This is a genomic window from Kitasatospora sp. NPDC058218, from assembly GCF_042882445.1.
In the GTDB taxonomy this organism is placed as follows: domain Bacteria; phylum Actinomycetota; class Actinomycetes; order Streptomycetales; family Streptomycetaceae; genus Kitasatospora.
The window spans coordinates 18,360-35,088 of sequence record NZ_JBHVWC010000008.1 but is presented as its reverse complement, the minus strand read 5'-3'; the positions used below and the strand labels follow the sequence as shown (position 1 = coordinate 35,088).

Annotated in this window: 15 protein-coding genes; 2 read left to right on the top strand and 13 right to left on the bottom strand. The window is 72.7% G+C overall.

Annotated elements, in window-relative coordinates; translation table 11 throughout:
• Positions 1-71: 71 nt before the first annotated feature.
• The 5 genes from ACFVYI_RS06750 to ACFVYI_RS06730 all read right to left on the bottom strand — a co-directional run bounded on the left by ACFVYI_RS06750 (position 72) and on the right by ACFVYI_RS06730 (position 6,626).
• Positions 72-1,061 carry a trypsin-like serine peptidase gene (locus tag ACFVYI_RS06750; protein WP_387882067.1) on the bottom strand — a complete coding sequence of 330 codons (990 nt, stop codon included), beginning with the start codon at positions 1,059-1,061 and terminating at the stop codon, positions 72-74.
• 186 nt (positions 1,062-1,247) lie between these two features.
• On the bottom strand, positions 1,248-2,165 hold the full coding sequence (locus ACFVYI_RS06745) for a carbohydrate kinase family protein (RefSeq protein WP_387882066.1): 918 nt from the start codon (positions 2,163-2,165) through the stop codon (positions 1,248-1,250).
• A gap of 111 nt (positions 2,166-2,276) precedes the next feature.
• Positions 2,277-3,809, bottom strand: a complete 1,533-nt coding sequence (locus ACFVYI_RS06740) for an MFS transporter (RefSeq protein WP_387882185.1) — start codon at positions 3,807-3,809, stop codon at positions 2,277-2,279.
• Positions 3,810-4,168: 359 nt separating this feature from the next.
• Complete coding sequence (locus tag ACFVYI_RS06735) at positions 4,169-5,872, bottom strand: DUF885 domain-containing protein (protein ID WP_387882065.1); 1,704 nt, start codon at positions 5,870-5,872, stop codon at positions 4,169-4,171.
• Between the two features lie 64 nt (positions 5,873-5,936).
• Entirely contained in the window at positions 5,937-6,626 is a 690-nt protein-coding gene (locus ACFVYI_RS06730; protein WP_387882064.1) for a rhomboid-like protein, read from the bottom strand.
• Positions 6,627-6,792: 166 nt separating this feature from the next.
• On the opposite strand from ACFVYI_RS06730, the gene ACFVYI_RS06725 reads away from it, so the two are divergent.
• Positions 6,793-7,527 carry a TetR/AcrR family transcriptional regulator gene (locus tag ACFVYI_RS06725; RefSeq protein WP_387882063.1) on the top strand — a complete coding sequence of 245 codons (735 nt, stop codon included), beginning with the start codon at positions 6,793-6,795 and terminating at the stop codon, positions 7,525-7,527.
• Between the two features lie 89 nt (positions 7,528-7,616).
• Here ACFVYI_RS06725 and ACFVYI_RS06720 read toward each other — a convergent pair whose 3' ends face one another.
• Positions 7,617-8,468, bottom strand: coding sequence for a fumarylacetoacetate hydrolase family protein (locus ACFVYI_RS06720; RefSeq protein WP_387882062.1), 852 nt, complete (start codon positions 8,466-8,468; stop codon positions 7,617-7,619).
• A gap of 293 nt (positions 8,469-8,761) precedes the next feature.
• On the opposite strand from ACFVYI_RS06720, the gene ACFVYI_RS06715 reads away from it, so the two are divergent.
• Entirely contained in the window at positions 8,762-9,463 is a 702-nt protein-coding gene (locus ACFVYI_RS06715; protein WP_387882061.1) for an MBL fold metallo-hydrolase, read from the top strand.
• Here ACFVYI_RS06715 and ACFVYI_RS06710 read toward each other — a convergent pair.
• The 7 genes from ACFVYI_RS06710 to ACFVYI_RS06680 all read right to left on the bottom strand — a co-directional run bounded on the left by ACFVYI_RS06710 (position 9,419) and on the right by ACFVYI_RS06680 (position 16,296).
• Positions 9,419-10,636, bottom strand: a complete 1,218-nt coding sequence (locus ACFVYI_RS06710) for a serine/threonine-protein kinase (RefSeq protein ID WP_387882060.1) — start codon at positions 10,634-10,636, stop codon at positions 9,419-9,421. The genes ACFVYI_RS06715 and ACFVYI_RS06710 overlap by 45 nt on opposite strands.
• A 93-nt stretch (positions 10,637-10,729) precedes the next feature.
• On the bottom strand, positions 10,730-11,719 hold the full coding sequence (locus tag ACFVYI_RS06705; protein ID WP_387882059.1) for an ABC transporter substrate-binding protein: 990 nt from the start codon (positions 11,717-11,719) through the stop codon (positions 10,730-10,732).
• A gap of 43 nt (positions 11,720-11,762) precedes the next feature.
• A complete protein-coding gene (locus ACFVYI_RS06700) occupies positions 11,763-12,515 on the bottom strand; it encodes an amino acid ABC transporter ATP-binding protein (protein ID WP_387882184.1) in 753 nt (250 codons plus the stop codon).
• Positions 12,516-12,535: 20 nt separating this feature from the next.
• Positions 12,536-13,546: an amino acid ABC transporter permease gene (locus tag ACFVYI_RS06695; RefSeq protein WP_387882058.1), complete on the bottom strand. Its 1,011-nt coding sequence runs from the start codon at positions 13,544-13,546 to the stop codon at positions 12,536-12,538.
• A 40-nt stretch (positions 13,547-13,586) separates the two neighbouring features.
• A complete protein-coding gene (locus tag ACFVYI_RS06690; RefSeq protein ID WP_387882057.1) occupies positions 13,587-14,537 on the bottom strand; it encodes an ABC transporter substrate-binding protein in 951 nt (316 codons plus the stop codon).
• On the bottom strand, positions 14,534-15,136 hold the full coding sequence (locus tag ACFVYI_RS06685; protein WP_387882056.1) for a GNAT family N-acetyltransferase: 603 nt from the start codon (positions 15,134-15,136) through the stop codon (positions 14,534-14,536). Before ACFVYI_RS06685 ends, ACFVYI_RS06690 begins: the two co-directional genes overlap by 4 nt.
• Entirely contained in the window at positions 15,133-16,296 is a 1,164-nt protein-coding gene (locus tag ACFVYI_RS06680; protein ID WP_387882055.1) for an LLM class flavin-dependent oxidoreductase, read from the bottom strand. Before ACFVYI_RS06680 ends, ACFVYI_RS06685 begins: the two co-directional genes overlap by 4 nt.
• Between the last annotated feature and the right edge of the window lie 433 nt (positions 16,297-16,729).

Here is a 16,729-nt window from a genome sequence, read left to right as displayed (position 1 = left end):
GGTGGGTTGGATCGTCGACGGAGAGTTTTTCACGTACCGGAACAGCGATCGAACCAGTGCCCCGATCTCGCTCAGGAGGCCGATTCCACCGCTTCCTCGTAGAGGGCGGCGATGGTGTGGTCGAAGTAGGCGCTGTAGGAGGTGTCGGGGCCGTCGCCGCCCTGCTGGTAGCCGCCGATGGCGCCGACCACGTGGCCGGTGGTGGTGCTGATCCACGGCCCGCCGCTGGTGCCGCCGGGGTAGTCGGGGCAGTCGACGACGCGCTGGTAGGTGCCCTGGCGGCCGGTGGTGTTGGTGCACAGGATCGGCGCCTCGGCGCCGCCGGGGTAGCCGTAGAGGCGGACGGTGGCGCCGAAGGGCTCGTCGGTGCCGAGCTGGTTGGCGCCGACCACGTCCTCGATCCTGCGGCCGCCGTTGGAGGCGGTCTCCAGGACGGCGAAGTCCTCGTCCTGGTCGCCGTCCCGGGACCAGCCGGTGGCGGTGTGGATCGCGGTGACCCGCCAGGTGCCGTACGGGGCCGTGCCGTCGCGGTAGCCGGGCGCGAAGGTCACGCCGGCGGTGCCGCTCAGGCAGTGGGCGGCGGTGAGCAGCAGGTTGCCGGTCGTGCTGTGCAGCACGCTCGCGGTGCAGAAGTGGTTGCCGGCCGCGACCCCGCCGCTGAACAGGGCGCCGACGGTGGCGGATTCGGGGGTGGCCGGGGCCACCGCCGTGGTGCCGAGGGCGACCGAGGGCGTGGCGGCGGGGGCCGTCGCGGTGGCGGGGGCCGGATCCGTGGCAGCGTCGGTGGCCTGGTCGGTGGGAGCGGCGCCGGCGGCCGGGGTCCCGGTGGCGGCGGCCGCCGCCCGGACCGCGGCGTCCGCCGGCGAGGGCACGGCCGAGGGCGGCGCGGACGACGCGGCGACCGCCGGGGCGGTCACCGACGGGCTGCCGGCCGCCGTCGCCTCCGAGGTCACGCTGTGCGCGCCCGCGACGACCGCCGCCACGGTGAGCACCGAGAGCATGGTGAGGAGGGTGGGGGCCAGAAAGCGGCGTCGGGGCGGTCGGCGGCGGTGCTGGCCCATACCTGGTCGGCTCCTGACCTGGATGTCGGTGCGAGTTCGGTCCGACTATGGCCCAGGGAGCTGGGAGGGCTGTGATGCCCGGCTGGGAGGTGGATGAGAAATCCGCCGTCGGAGCCCGCCGCCCCGGCCCCGGCACCCGATCCCGCCGCCCCGAACCCCGCTCCGGATCCGCCGCCCCCGTACCCGTCAGCCCGCCAGGACCGGGGCCAGGTCGCCCGGGGTGACGAACGCGGTGTGCGTCCCCGCCGTGGTGCAGGCGAACGCCCCGGCCACCGAGCCCGCGCGGACGCAGTCCACCGGCGGGCGGCCGCGGAACCAGGCGTAGAGGAACCCGGTGACGAAGGCGTCGCCGGCACCGTTGGTGTCGACGACCGGACGGCCCGGGTCGACGGCGGGCAGGTGTCGGAGCGGGGCGTCCCGGGTGAGCAGGTAGCAGCCCTCGGCGCCCGCGGTGGCGACCACGACGGTGGCCCGGCCCTCGGCGAGGATCGCGTCCATCACCTCCGCGTGGCGGCCCCGGCAGCCGGCCACGGAGAGGAAGACCAGGTCGGAGCCGAGCGCGTAGTCCCGGTGGTGGGGGTTGCGGCCGTCCCAGTCGTGCAGGTCGGTGGAGCTGGTGCGGCCGAGCCGCTGGAGGTCCGGGTACATGTCGCGGTTGTGGCCGCTGATGGAGAGGTGGACGTGCCGGCTGCGCTCCACGTACGGCAGGTAGAACGCGCGCGGCAGGCGCAGGTCGGCGGGGTGGCGGCCGTCGAAGAAGGAGAAGCGGCGACCGGCGGCGTCGACCAGGTTGACCGCGCGCGGGGTGCCGTGCGGTGAGACCAGGTGCGCGAACGGCAGCCCCTGGCGGGCGTACTCGGCGAGGATCAGCTCGGCCTGCGGATCGTCCCCGAGGTAGTCGAGGAAGGCCGTGCGCAGGCCGAGGTGGTGGGCGCCGAGGGCGACGCCGTTGCCGGTGTGGGCGACGTAGTCGCGCACGGGCCCCACGTACCGCGAGTCGGCGTCCGGGACTTCCAGTCGGTCGACCCGGACGACGGTGTCGACACCGGCCCCGCCGACGACGAGCAGGTCGAACGTGGGCCCGGACGGCTCGGACTCCGACACGGCGGCGCCTCCTTGACTCCCTGGTGGTGGCCAGGAGTCAAGCAGGCGCCGGAGGTTGACTGCAAGACTTTGCGGCAAGTTTCAGGTTTCGGGGGGGGCGGGAGTCGGGGGTCAGGAGGCTCGCTGCCTCCCGCTCGGCGTCACCGCCCCCGCGCCCGTCTGCGCGCCCGCCGCGCCCGCCGCGGCCGGCGCGGCCCCGGATACGTCCTCCCCGGTGGCTTCGCCGGGCGCCGGGCGGTGGTTGATCATCAGGAAGGCGATCAACGCCGCCGCCAGCAGGATGCCCATCGCCACCCAGGTGGCGACCACGTACCCGTGCACGGCGCCCTGGGCCTGCACCTCGGGATTGCCGGCGATCCGGGTGGCCAGATAGGTCGCGGTGGCACTGGCCGCGATCGTGTTCAGCAGCGCGGTACCGACGGAACCGCCCACCTGCTGGGCCGAGTTGATGGTGGCCGAGGCGGCGCCGGCCTCGTTCGGGGCGACACCCAGGGTGGCCAGGCTCATCGCCGGCATGAACACCAGGCCCATCCCGAAGCCGAGCAGCAGTTCGGCGGGCAGCACCATGCCGGCCCACGGGCTGTCCACCTTCATCTGGGTCAGCCAGGCCATGGCGGCCGCGGCCAGCAGCAGCCCGGGCCCGATCAGGTTGCGCGACGGCACCCTGGTCATCAGCCGGGCCGCGAAGCCGGTCGAACTGATCACGATGGCGGCCGTCATCGGCAGGAAGGAGACGCCGGACATCACCGGCGAGAAGTGTTTGATCACCTGCAGGTAGTAGGTGAGGAACAGGAACAGGCCGAACATGCCGACCATGGCCAGGCCGACCGAGAGCGCGGCGCCGCCGCGGTTGCGCTCGCCCACGATGTGCAGTGGCAGCAACGCGTGCTCGGTGCGCCGCTCCACCAGGACGAAGACCACCAGCAGGGCCGCGCCGAGCAGCAGCGAGCCCAGCACCAGCCAGTCGACCCAGCCCCGGCTCACCGCCTCGGACGTGCCGAAGACGATGGCGAGCAGGCCGCCGCAGCCCAGGAACGCACCGGGCAGGTCGAGCTTGACCCGGCGGCCCTTGGCGACGTGGTCCGACGTGAGGATGGAGAAGGCGGCGAAGGCCGTCGCGATGGCGATCGGGGTGTTCACGAACAGGCACCAGCGCCAGTTCAGGTACTCGGTCAGCAGGCCGCCCAGGAGCAGGCCGATCGCGGCACCACCGCCGGCGATCGCACCGAAGATGCCGAACGCCGTACTGCGTTCCCGTGGATCGCTGAAGGTGGTGGAGAGCAGACCCAGCGCCGACGGGGCGAGAAGTGCGCCGAAGGCGCCCTGGAGGGCGCGGGCCGCGAACAGCATGGTCGGGCCGGTGGCGCCGCCGCCGATCGCGGAGGCGAGGGCGAAGCCGAGCAGACCGATGATGAAGACGCGTTTGCGGCCGAAGAGGTCGCCGAGCCGGCCGCCGAGGAGCAGCAGGCCACCGAAGGCCAGCGTGTAGGCGGTGATCACCCACTGCCGGTTGGCGTCGGAGATCCCGAGGTCCTTCTGGGCCGAGGGCAGGGCGATGTTCACGATGGTGATGTCGAGGACGATCATCAGCTGGGCGATGGCGATGACCGCCAATGCCCACCAGCGACGACTGTCCGCCGCCATATGTCCGGTGGCAGGTTGGGCAGACACTGGGGGAGCCTTCCGCAGGGGTTCGGAGAGGTCACGCAGTCGCCTTCAAGCCAAACGCGCCGCGCGGCGAATGGCAAGGAAAAAGCTCACCAAATCGTACGAATTGGGACCAATGAACCATGGCTCCGGGACCACAGGACGGGGACCACAGGACCGGGACCACCGGCGGCCGCGGACGGCCGGGGCGCGGACCACCGGGGGTGCGGAGCGCCCGGCGGAGCAGCCGCGACGACGCGCGGACCCCCGGGTGCCCGTGCCACCCGGGGGCCCGCCACGACGCCGTCCGCCGCAGGCCGATTCCGGTACCGACAAGGACGCCGGCACCGGCACCGCTACAGCGCGGCCAGCTCCGCGACCAGGTCGTCCAGGCCCAGCGAGCCCTGCGAGAGCGCCGCCATGTGCCAGGCCTTGAGGTCGAACTCCTCGCCGCGCGCCTCGTGCGCCGCGCGGGCCGCCGCCCGGCCGCGCAGCCAGGCCCGCTCGCCCAGCTTGTAGCCGATCGCCTGGCCGGGCATGCCCAGGTAGCGGACCAGCTCGCTGTCCAGGACCTCCGCCGACAGCCCGCAGTACCGGCCGAAGAACTCCCGGGCCGCGGCCGGCAGGACGGGCTCGCCCGGCCGGTACGGGGAGTCGGCGGGGAAGTCCAGCCCGACGTGCATGCCGATGTCGACGATCACCCGCAGCGCGCGCATCATCTGGGCGTTGAGGTAGCCGAGCCGGTGGCCCGGGTCGGTGAGGTAGCCGAGCTCGTCCATCAGACGCTCGGCGTACAGCGCCCAGCCCTCCACGTTGGCGCTCACCCCGCCGATGCTGACCTGGTAGGTGGAGAGCCGGTCGGCGACGAAGTTCCACTGCGCGAGCTGGAGGTGGTGGCCGGGAACGCCCTCGTGGTACCAGGTGGAGACGAGGTCCCAGACCGGGAAGCGCTCCCGGCCGATGGTCGGCAGCCAGGTCCGCCCCGGGCGGCTGAAGTCCAGCGAGGGGGAGGTGTAGTACGGCGCGGCGGCGCTGCCGGCCGGGGCGATCCTCGACTCGACCCGGGTGACCGGCTCGGCCAGGTCGAAGTGGGTGCCCTGGAGGTCGCGGATCGCCCCGTCCATCAGCCCCTGGAGGTAGTCACGCGCGGGCTCGGCGCCCTGGACGGCCGGGCCCTCGTCCTCCAGCCACTTCATCGCCTCCATCGGGGTGGAGCCGGGGAGCACCTTCTCGGCCTCCGCCTCCATCTGCGCGAGCAGGCCGTGGAACTCCTGCCAGGCCCAGCCGTACGCCTCGTCCAGGTCGAGGTCGGCGCCCGTCCAGTAGCGCACCCAGCGGCCGTAGCGCTCGCGCCCGGTGGTGTCGGGGGTGTCGGCGGCGGCCGGGCCGTAGACGTCGCGCAGCCAGTCGCGCAGGCCGGCCACCGCGTCGGCGGCGGCCGCGGCGGGCTCGGCCAGGCCGGTGCGCAGACCCTCGGGTGCCTGCCGGACGAACGCGCCGAACCAGCCGGCCTCGTCCCCCTCCAGCCACTCGCCGAGCTGCTCGACCACGGTGGCCACCTGGCGGGGCCCGGAGAGCAGGCCCCGCTCGACGCCCGCGGCGAGGGTCTCCCGGTACTGCTCCAGCGCGACGGGCACCCGGGCCAGCCGACGGCCGATCACCTCCCACTGCTGCTCGGTGTCGGCGGGCATCAGGGTGAAGACCTCACGCACGTGGTGGACCGGCGAGCCCAGGTTGCGAACCGCGCGGAAGCCCTCCCCCGCGTCGTGGACGGCGAGTCCGGCGGTGAGCCGCTCACGCAGCAGCCGGGCGCAGCGGCGCTCGGCCTCGTCCTCGGCGGCTCCGGCCCGCTCCGCGTCCGTGAGCCGGGCGAGCGTGCGGCGGCCGAGTTCGGCGAGCGCCTCGTCACCGGCCGGGGAGAGGTCGGGGAGGCGGTCGTCGTCGAGGTTGAGCCCCAGGTACACCGCGGTCAGCGGGTCGAGTTCGGCAAGGGCCTGCACGTAGTCATCGGCAATGCGGCGCGGGGTGGTGCCGTCGGAGCTGATCAGTTCTTCAACCATCCGGACATCATTTCGCGGCCCGAGCCGATTGCAAGCCCCTACCCTGTGGCATGGACCGGCCATTTCAGGCACCCGCCCGGCGCTCGCGCCGACGCCTGAACAGCAGGCCCGGATCCCAGGTGGGCCGGCCCCGCGCGAACCGGAAGAAGCAGAGGCCGATCAGCGCCGCGCAGAAGTGTCCGAGGTCCGTGAAGGTGTGCGAAGTGACCAGCGGCACCAGGTAGAAGAGCAGCACGCCGCCCCCGTACAGCAGGCGCCAGCGGCCGGCGAAGCGGTACGTCAGCACGGCGACCACCCCGCCCAGCGCGTACGAGACGCCGACGTCCACCACGGCGGACAGGCTCTCCTGCAGGCGGCCGCTCAGGATGCCCCGGGCGACCACCCCCTCGCTGACGAAGGTGGCCAGCACGTGCGCGGTGGCGGCCACCGTGAACCAGCGCAAGGTGCCCAGCCAGCGCTCGGCGTTGGCGTGGAAGAGGTTGAACAGCACGAAGTAGAGGAGGAAGCTCGACTGCTCCGTCCAGAGCGCGCTCGCCACCAGGACGTGCAGCGGGTCCTCGCGCAGGTTGTCCAGGTTGGTCGAGCGGGCGGCCAGGAACCAGTCCAGGTTCGCCGGGTCCATCCGCGCCACCACGAAGCTGGTGACCGCCAGGAGCAGCAGCCACAGGTACGTCCCGGGCGCCGACCGGACCCACCCCAGGACCGCTCCCGGCACCCGGCGCACGACGGCCGTCCACTGCTCTGCCCACGCCATCCGACGGTCCTCCTCGAAGCGGCGACGTCCGTCCCATCGTCGGCGGCCGGCCCGCCGCGAGGCCGCTGACCCGCCGGTGGCGGGCCGGCCCGGCCACAAACATCCGTTCGGGAAGATCGGTGCAGGCAAGGATCCGATCGGACCGGAGCCCATTACGCTGACCGCCATGGAAGCCAGCTCAGCGCCCGTCCCACCCTCCCCCGAGGCCCGTCCGCGGCGTAGCGGGTACCGGCGGCTGCCGGTGCAGCAGCGACGGGAGCAGCTGATCGCGGTGGCGCTGGAGCTGTTCGCCTCGCGGCCACCGGACGAGGTGAGCCTGGACGACGTGGCGGAGGCCGCCGGGGCCTCGCGGCCGCTGGTGTACCGGTACTTCGCGGGCGGCAAGCAGCAGTTGTACGAGGCCGCGCTGCGCACCGCGGCGCAGGAGCTCACCAGCCGGTTCACGGTGCCGCTGGCCGGCACCCCGACCGAGCAGCTGGCCGCCGTGCTGGAGAGCTACTTCGCCTTCGTGGCCGAGCACGACGCCGGGTACTCGGCCCTGCTGCGCGGCGGCTCGGTGGTGGAGACGCAGCGCACCTCGGCGATCGTGGACGACGTCCGGCGGGCGGCGCTCAAGCGGACCCTGCGCCACCTCGGCGTCCGCGAGGCCGGGCCGCTGCTGACGCTGCTGGTGCGCTCGTGGATCGCGGTGGTCGAGGGCGCCTCGCTGACCTGGCTGGACGAGGGCCGGGTCCTGCCGGTGGGCGAGCTGCGGGAGTGGCTGGTGGACCAGTTCATGGCGATGGCCGCGGCGACGGCGCTGCACGATCCGCAGACGGCGCAGGTCCTGAGCACGCTGCTGGCGCTGGAGGGACCGGACGCGCCGCGGGCCGCGCGGCTGCGGGACGTGCTCGGCGGCTGAGGCGCGGGCGCGCGCCGGGCGGGCCCCGACCGGTCTCCGAGGACCCGATCCGACCCCCGTGCCCGGGGTCGGATCGGGCCGCCCGGGCGTCAGGCCTTGCCGAGCACCTGGCGCTGGCGGCCCAGCCCGTCGATCTCGATCTCCACGATGTCCCCGGGGGTCAGGAACGGGGTGCCCGGGTGCCCCAGGGTGACGCCGGCCGGAGTGCCGGTGACGATCACGTCGCCCGGCTCCAGCACCATGAACTGGCTGACGTACCGGACGATCTCCAGCACCGGGAAGATCATCTGCGCGGTGGAGCCGTCCTGCCGCAGCTCGCCGTTGACCCACAGGCGCAGCGGCAGCCGCTGCGGGTCGGCGACCTCGTCGGCGGTGACCAGCCAGGGGCCGAGCGGGGTGAAGGTCTCCGCCGACTTGCCCTTGTCCCACTGGCCGCCGCGCTCGAACTGGAAGGCCCGCTCGGTGACGTCGTTGGCGATCGTGTAGCCGGCGATGACCTCCGCCGCCTCCCGGTGGCCGGCCAGGTACCGGGCCGTGCGACCGATCACGATCGCCAGCTCGGCCTCGTAGTCGGTCTTCTCGCCGCCACGGGGCACCAGCACCTCGTCGTAAGGGCCGACCACGGTGTTGCTGGGCTTGAGGAAGATCACCGGCTCGTCCGGGATCGCGGCGCCGGCCTCGACGGCGTGGTCCCGGTAGTTGAGCCCGATCCCGACCACCTTGCCCGGCCGTACGACCGGAGCACCGACCCGCTGCCCGGCGATGTCGGTCACCGGCAGCAGGCCGGCGGCCGCGTCACGGGCCAGCGCGTCCGGGTCGAGCCCGGACAGGAAGGCGCCGTCGATGTCCCGGGCCCGTCCGGAGAGGTCGTACGCGGTGCCGTCCTGGCCCAGCGCGACCGGACGCTCGGCGCCCGGCGGTCCGACACGGAGGAGCTTCATCTGAGCGTCACCACCACTTTCGTCTCAGCTCGCCGGAGCGGCCGCACACACCGCACCGGACTCTTGTTCCGAGGTATATCAACGTCTGCCGCCTGCGAACCAGACAGTCCAGCTCGGCGAATTCCTATCAATTCCCACAAGACGGGGCGCCGCCGAATCAGGTGCCCGTACGGTTGACAGCCCCGGCCGGCCCGGGCGGCGCGCCCGGCGCAGGCCTCCGCCGTGGGCGAACGGCCCCGTGCCCAGGGCGAACACGCGCGTGAACGGCGGGGCGGACGCGCAGGATCGACGCCATGGAGCTCACGCGGGTACGACCCGAGTTGTACATGATCACACTTGACTTCGGTACCGCCTACCTCTGGCGGGACGGGGACGGCGCCCTGACCCTGGTGGACACCGGGATCGCCGGGTCGGCCGACGCCGTCGAGGCGGCCGTCCGCGCGGCCGGGGCGGATCCGGCCGCGCTGCGGACCGTGGTGCTCACCCATCACCACCAGGACCACGCCGGCTCGGCGGCCGAGCTGGCGAGGCGCTGGGGCACCGAGGTGGTGGCGCACCGGCTGGACGCCCCGGTGATCCGGGGCGAGCGGGCCGCGGCGCCGCCGGTGCTGAGCCCGTTCGAACAGGAGCTGTGGGACGGGCTGCCGCCACTGCCGCCGGCCCCGCCGTGCGAGGTGCACCGCGAGGTGGAGGACGGCGACCGGCTCGACTTCGGCGGGGGCGCCGTGGTGGTGCACGTCCCCGGGCACACCGACGGCAGCATCGCGATACACCTGCCCGCCCCCGGCGTGCTGTTCACCGGGGACGCGGTGGCCAACGTCGGCGGGCGGACGATGCTCGGCGTCTTCAACACCGACCCGGCGCGGGCCGCCGACGCCCTGCGCCGACTCGCCGAACTGCCGGTGGAGACGGCGGTGTTCGGGCACGGCGACCCGATCGCCACCGGGGCGTCAGCCGCGCTGCGGGCCGCCGCCGAGGAGCTGGTCCAGGGATAGCGCCCGGGCCGGACCGGGGCCGGCCCCGTCGCGCTCGCGCTCCCAGCGGTCCAGGTCGCGCAGGACGTCGGCGTGCGCCCGCGGCTCGCCGATCAGGGCCGGGGCCAGCTCGCGCAGCAGCGCGGCGCCGGCGCCCGGGCTGCCGCCGCGGGCCAGCCAGAGGGCGAGGTCGTGGCAGGTGCGCAGGGTGCGGAGGTCCGCCGGGCCGAAGCTGCGGGCGAGCCGCGGGATCAGCTCGGTCAGCATCCGGACGGCCTCCTCGGGCCGGCCCTCGACGCCGTACTCCCAGGCCCGGTCGGCCCGCAGTCGCAGCGCCTCGGGCGGTTCGGGCGGCGTGGCCGGGGCGGCCTGGCCGACCGGGATGTCGCGCAGCCGGCGGCGGACCTCGGCGGCGTCGGCGGGCCGGTCGGCCGGGTTCTTGGCGAGCATCTGGCGGACCAGGGCGGCGAGCGCCGGGTAGGGGGTGCGAACCGGCGGCGGCGGGTCGTTCAGATGCTGGTACATCATGGTGGCCGGCGTTCCGGCATTGAACGGCCGCTGTCCGGTGCAGAGTTGGAAGAGCACCACACCGAGCGCGTAGAGGTCGGCCCGGCCGTCGATGGCGTCGCCGGCCCAGCACTCCGGTGCCAGGTAGGGCGGGGTGCCGATGACGACGCCGGTGGAGGTGAGCCCGCCGCCCGACTGGGTGAGGAGCCGGGCGATGCCGAAGTCCAGCACCTTGGCCTCGCCGCTCTCGGCGATCATGATGTTCTCGGGCTTGATGTCCCGGTGCACCACGCCCGAGCGGTGGGCGGCGTCGAGCGCCTTGCAGACCTGCCGGACCCACTTCAGCGCGAGCACCGGGTCGGGCGCGCCCTCCTTGATCACCGCGGACAGCGGGCGACCGCGGACCAGCTCCATCACCAGGTAGTGGGTGGACCAGGCGCCCTGCTGGACCCGGCCGTAGTCGTGCAGCGTGACGATGTGCGGATTGGACAGGCTGCCGGCGGTCTTCGCCTCGCGGATGAAGCGTGCGACCGCCTCCTCGTCGCTCGCCTTCTCCTCGGAGAGGACCTTGACCGCGACCGGCCGCCCGATGTTGCTGTCGTAGGCCGCCCAGACCACGCCGAAGCCGCCCTGGCCGAGCATCCGGTCCAGCCGGTAGCGCCCGTCCAGCACCTCCCCAGCCCTCATGTCTCCCCCAACCCCCGAGTACGCCGGATTCGAACCGCGTCCACCGTGACCGGGGCCACCATAGCGCTGGGGGAGGACATGAGGGTGAACGGACTACGGCTTGGGCTTGGGCAGCCCGGGCGGGTTGATCTCGGAGGTCTGGACGGCCTCGCCGTCGAGCCCCCAGCGCTTCAGCGCCTGGCCGTAGGTGCCGTTCTTGATGATCTCGTTGATCGCGCCGTTCAGCGCCTGGACCAGCCCGCTGTCCTTCTTGGTGGTCGCCGCGATCTTCCCGAGGACGTCCGCGCCGCCGCCGGAGTAGGTGCCGACCACCTCGGTCTCGCCGGTCTGCACGGCGTGGAAGGCCAGGCTGGGGTTGGGGCCGACATAGGCGTCGATCCGGCCGGAGGACAGGGCCAGGTAGTAGTCCGAGGAGCTCTGGAAGTACTTGATGTCGACCGGCTTGAGGCCGTTCTTGACGTTCTCCTCGCTCCAGCCGATCAGCAGCTTCTCCTGGTTGGTGCCGGAGGAGACGGCGATCGTCTTGCCCGCGACGTCCTTGGGGCCGGCGACCTTCCAGCCGGTGCCCTTCTTGGCCTCGAAGCCGAGGATGTCCAGCCGGTAGGTGGCGAAGTCGTACTTCTCCTTGCGGGCCTCGGTGACGGTGATGTTGGTCATGCCGACGTCGAACTTGCCGCTGTCCAGGCCGACGAAGACGTTCTCCCAGGAGACCGGGTTGAACTCCACCTTCAGACCGAGGACATTGCCGACCAGTTCGGTGATGTCGGGCTCGACGCCGATGATGGTCTTGTCGTCGTTCGCGTAGAAGTCCAGCGGGGGCGTGGTACCCAGTGAAGTGGCGACCGTCAGCGTCCCTCTCTTTCTGACCTCCTCCGGAACCAGCGCCGCGAGGGCGTCCACCTTGGGCGTGGTGATGCGGTTCTGATTCGGCGTCAGGTTCACGGTGATGCCGTTCGGCGCGGTGCTGCCCTTGGCGGGAGCGAGTTCCGCGGAGGCGTCCGTGGAGCTGCCGCAGGCGGCCAGGGTGAGGGTGGCGGCGAGCGCGGCGGCGGCGGTCACGAGGGCGCGACGGGGTAGGGACATGGCGGAACTCCTGATCGGTGGAAGAGGGTTGGGAGCGGGAGGGTCAGAGGACCTTGGCCAGGAAGGCGCGGGTGCGCTCGTGCTGCGGATCGTCCAGGACGGCCTTCGGCGGGCCCTGCTCGACCACCACGCCGTCGTCCATGAAGACCACGGTGTCGGCGACCTCGCGGGCGAACCCGATCTCGTGGGTCACCACGATCATCGTGGTGCCGGCCCGGGCGAGGTCCTTGATGACGTCCAGCACCTCGCCGACCAGCTCCGGGTCCAGCGCCGAGGTGGGCTCGTCGAAGAGCAGCACCTTCGGCTCCAGCGCCAGCGCCCGGGCGATCGCCACCCGCTGCTGCTGGCCGCCCGAGAGCTGGCGCGGGTAGACGTCCGCCTTGTCGGCCAGGCCGACCCGCTCCAGCAGCTGCAGGGCCGCCGCCCGGGCCGCGGCCTTGGGCCGGCGCAGCGCGCTGACCGGTGCCTCGATGATGTTCTCCACCACCGTGAGGTGCGGGAACAGGTTGAAGTTCTGGAAGACGAAGCCGATGTTGGTGCGCTGGCGCAGGACGTCGCGCTCCCTGAGCTCGTGCAGCCGGTCGCCGGAGCGCCGGTAGCCGATCAGCTCGCCGTCGATCGCGACGAAGCCGCGGTCGAGCTTCTCCAGGTGGTTGATCGAGCGCAGCAGCGTCGACTTGCCGGAGCCGGAGGGGCCGAGCACCACCGTCACCGAGCCGGCCGGCACGTCCAGGTCGACGCCGCGCAGGACGGCGAGCTGGCCGAAGCTCTTGTGCAGGCCCCTGACCTGCACCATGGGTTCCACGACGGGGGTGGTCACGAGCGTCCTCCGGAAGCGGTCTCGACGGGGGTGCGGTCGGCCCGCAGGCCCTGGACGAAGGCCCGGGCCCGCTGGAGCGGGGTGGGCGGCGGGGTGCGCTCGGCGCCCCGGGCGAAGTAGCGCTCGACGTAGTACTGGCCGATCGACAGCACCGTGGTCAGCAGCACGTACCAGACGGTGGCCACCATCAGCAGCGGCACCACCCGGCCGGTGCGGCCGTAGACGACCTGCACCTGGTAGAAGAGCTCGCCGATGGCCATCACGTAGACCACCGAGGTGCCCTTGAAGAGCGAGATCACCTCGTTGGCGGCGGCCGGCAGGATGCCGCGCATGGCCTGCGGCAGCACGATCCGCCAGGCCTGGCGCCAGCGCGGCACGCCCAGGGCGGCGGCGGCCTCGCGCTGCCCGGAGTCGACCGAGATGATGCCGCCGCGGATGATCTCCGCGGCGAACGCGGCCTGGTGCAGGCCCAGGCCCAGCACGGCGGCGCCGAGGGCGCCCAGCACCCCGATCGTCTCGAACTCGGCGAAGGTCGGGCCGAACGGGACGCCGATGCCGAACCGCTTGTAGAGGTAGGAGAGGTTGAACCAGAACACCAGCTGCACGATCAGCGGGATCGAGCGGAACGCCCAGACGTAGGCCCAGGCGATGGACTGCAGGATCGCGCTGCGCGACAGCCGCATCGCGGCCACCACGGCGCCCAGCAGGAAGCCCAGCAGGGTGCCGTAGAGGGTGAGTTCGATGGTGCGGCCGACCGCGCGCAGGATGGTGTCGGCGGAGAAGTAGATCCGGAAGGTGTCCCAGTCCCAGCCCGGGTTGGTGGCCAGCCCGTGGGCGAACTGGACGAGGACGACGAGGGCGGCCAGGCCGGCGGCCCAGCGCAGGGGGTGGCGGGCCCGGACGGTCCGCAGGCCGGCGAGCTCGCCGAGGTCAACGCGCCCGGCGGGGGCGGCCGGCGTCTTGGTGGTCGTTCTGGCCGGCGGACCGGCCTCGGTGGTGATGGTCATGGTGGGATTCCTCCAACAGGCCCGGGGCCCGGACAGGGGGTCACGCGTGCTCGGGCGGGCTGATCTGGGACTCCTTGATCGCCGAATCGACTACTCCCCACTTCTTGACGATCTTGTCGTACGTCCCGTCCTTGATCAGCTGGTTGACCGCCGCCTGGAACGCCGGGGTGAGCGTGGAGCCCTTCTTGAACGCGAAGCCGACGTCCAACCGGTGGAACTCGCCGAGGAACTTCGTCCCGGACGCCTCCTGGGACGCCTGGTAGCGCAGGCCGTTGATGGTCGACATCACGACGTCGATCCGGCCCTGCTGGAGGCCGGTCAGGACGGCGCCGTTGTCGCTGAACGCCTTGACCTCGTAGGGCTTCTTGCCGGCGTCGGTGCAGACGTTCTTCTTGCTGTTCAGCGTGGTCTCGAAGGTGGTGCCGGCCCCGGTGCCGATGACCAGCCCGCAGAGCTGGACGAGGTCGGTGACCGGCTGGAGGGAGGTGTTGTCCTTCTTGACCGCGAAGCCCTGGCCGTCGTCGATGTAGGTGACGAAGTCGATGGTCTTCAGCCGGGTGGCGGTGACCCCGAAGTTGCCGGTGCCGACGTCGTACTTGCCGCTGCCGAGCGCGGGCAGGATGGTCTCGAAGGCCGCCTCCTCGCGCTCCACGGTCAGGCCGAGCACCTTGGCCACCGCGTCGGTGAAGTCGATGTCCACCCCGGCCGCCTTCTTGGTGGCCTGGTCGGCGTAGAACGCGGCGGGCGGCGTGGCGATCGTCGAACCGAACTTGACCGTGCCGGCCTTGCGGACGTCCTCGGGCAGCAGCGCGGCCGCGGCGTCCGACTTCTGGATGCCGGAGATGAGGTCCTGCGCGGCGGCGTCGACCGCCGCCTTTCCGGCGCCGGACTTGGCGGTGGTCTTCGGGTCCGAGCCGCACGCGGCCAGGGCCAGGACCGGCAGCAGGGCGGCGGTCGCGAGCAGGCGGCGGCGGACGGTGGTGGTTCTCACGGGAGTTTGGCGCCTTTCGGGGTCGGTGCGTGGTCGGGTCGGCGTAGGTGGTCGGGTCGGCGTACGTGGTGGGGTCGGTCGCCCGGCCCGACGTGGACCCGGGGCCGACCGCCGCGGGCCGGCAGGGGCTTCTCGAAGGCCAGCGGACCGATGGTCAGCGGATCGGCGTCGACGTCGAACAGCGGGGTGTAGCCGGTGGCCAGGTAGAGCCCCTTGGCCTCGGGCTGGCGCGGGCCGGTGGTGAGGTACATCCGGGTGTAGCCGGCCGCCCGCGCGGCCCGCTCCAGCTCCACCAGCACCCGGCTGGCCAGTCCCCGGCGGCGGTGAGCGGAATGCGTCCACATCCGCTTCACCTCGGCAGTACGTTCGTCGTACCGCTTGTACGCACCACCGGCCACCGGCTCACCGTCCTCCAGGAGGAGGAGCAGTACGCCGGCCGGCTCCGCGAAGGCGTCCTTCGGGTACCGGCTCATCTCCTCCCGGGCCTCCGGCCCGTAGCGGGTGACGTACTCCTCGGTCAGCTCCCGCAGCAGTGGCTGGACCAGCGGGTCGTCGATCGTGACCCGGCGGACCTCGATCACCCGGCCGGCGTCGCTCACGCCTGGACCGCTATCAGCTGACGGCGGTCGCGCTCGGCCCGGGCCTCCCGCTCCGCGGCCTTCGCGGCGTCCCGCTTGGCGACCTCCTCGCGCACGATCGGAATGACGTAGCGGCCGAAGTCGATCGCGTCGTCGAGCAGCGCGTAACCGCGCGCGGAGAGGATGTCCACGCCGAGGTCGTAGTAGTCGAGCAGTGCCTGGGCGACCGTCTCCGGCGTGCCGACCAGGGCGTTGGAGTTGCCGGCCCCGCCGGTGACGGCCGCGGTCGGGGTCCAGAGCGCGCGGTCGTAGCGCTCGCCGGCCTCGGCGATCTCCAGCAGCCGCTGGGAGCCGGTGTTCTCCGGGGTCCAGGCCTGCGAGCGGGCCCCGCCGCGGCGGACCAGCTCGCCGGACTCCTTGCGGGCCCGGATGGTGTCCACCGTCCGGTACGCCTTCTCCCAGGCCAGCTCCTCGGTCGGCGCGATGATCGGCCGGAAGGCGACCTGGATGCGCGGCACGTCCGCCCGTCCGGCGGCGCGCGCGGCCTCCTTCACCCGCTCGATCTGCTCGGCGGTGCGGGCCAGCGGTTCGCCCCAGAGGCAGTAGATGTCCGCCTCGGCGCCGCCGGCCGCGTAGGCGGCCTCCGAGGAGCCGCCGAAGGAGACGCCCGGGCGCGGGGCCTGGACGGGGAAGACGTCCGAGACGAAGTCGTTGAAGCGGTAGTACTCGCCCTCGTGGTCGAAGGGCTCCTGGCTGGTCCACGCCTTCTTGACGATCCCGATGTACTCGCGGGTGCGGGCGTAGCGCTGGTCCTTGGTCAGGAAGTCGCCCTCGCGCTGCTGCTCGTGGTCGTTGCCGCCGGTGATGAAGTGGACGGTGAGCCGCCCGTCGCTGATCCGGTCCAGGGTGGCGAAGGTCTTGGCCGCGTAGGTCGGGTAGGAGACGTTCGGCCGGTGCGCCAGCAGGATCTGGAGCCGGTCGAGCCGGGCCGCGAGGAACGCCGCGGCCGCCGCCGGATCGGGGGCGCCGGCGCCGTAGGCGAACAGCACGCGGTCCCAGCCGTTGTCCTCGTGGGCCCGGGCCAGCCGCAGGGTGTAGTCGCGGTCGAAGGCCGCCGTGGAGCGGGGGGTGGTCTCCGAACCATCGCCGGTGGCGGCGATGCCGAGGAATTCGACGGGCATGGTGACTGAACCTTTCGGGTCGTACGGAATCCGGCGGCTGCGGGTGGGCAAGCCGGAACAGGCCGTGGCAGAGCCAGGCTTCGAGCGGTGAGCACGGAGCGGGGAGCGCGGGCACGTGACGGTGGCGACGGAAGAAGGAGAAGGCGACGGAGAACTGCCGGAGTGCAGTGGGGTGCAGAAGGCTGGAGGCGGCAGCGTGCGCCTGAAACGGCCGTCCTTACGGGGCTGGACGGCCTACCCGGCCCGCGACGGGGCACCGAGGGAGAGGTCTCCGCAGGAGGGGTCTCCGAGGGAGGAGGCTCCTAGGAGGACAGGGCCGGCTGGACGGCCCGCTGCCGGGTCAGCCGCGACACGCCGCGGACCACACCCGACCGAAGTCGATGTGGTCGCGGGTGACCAGGAGCTGCTCGGCGTACATGAGCTCAAGTTGAGC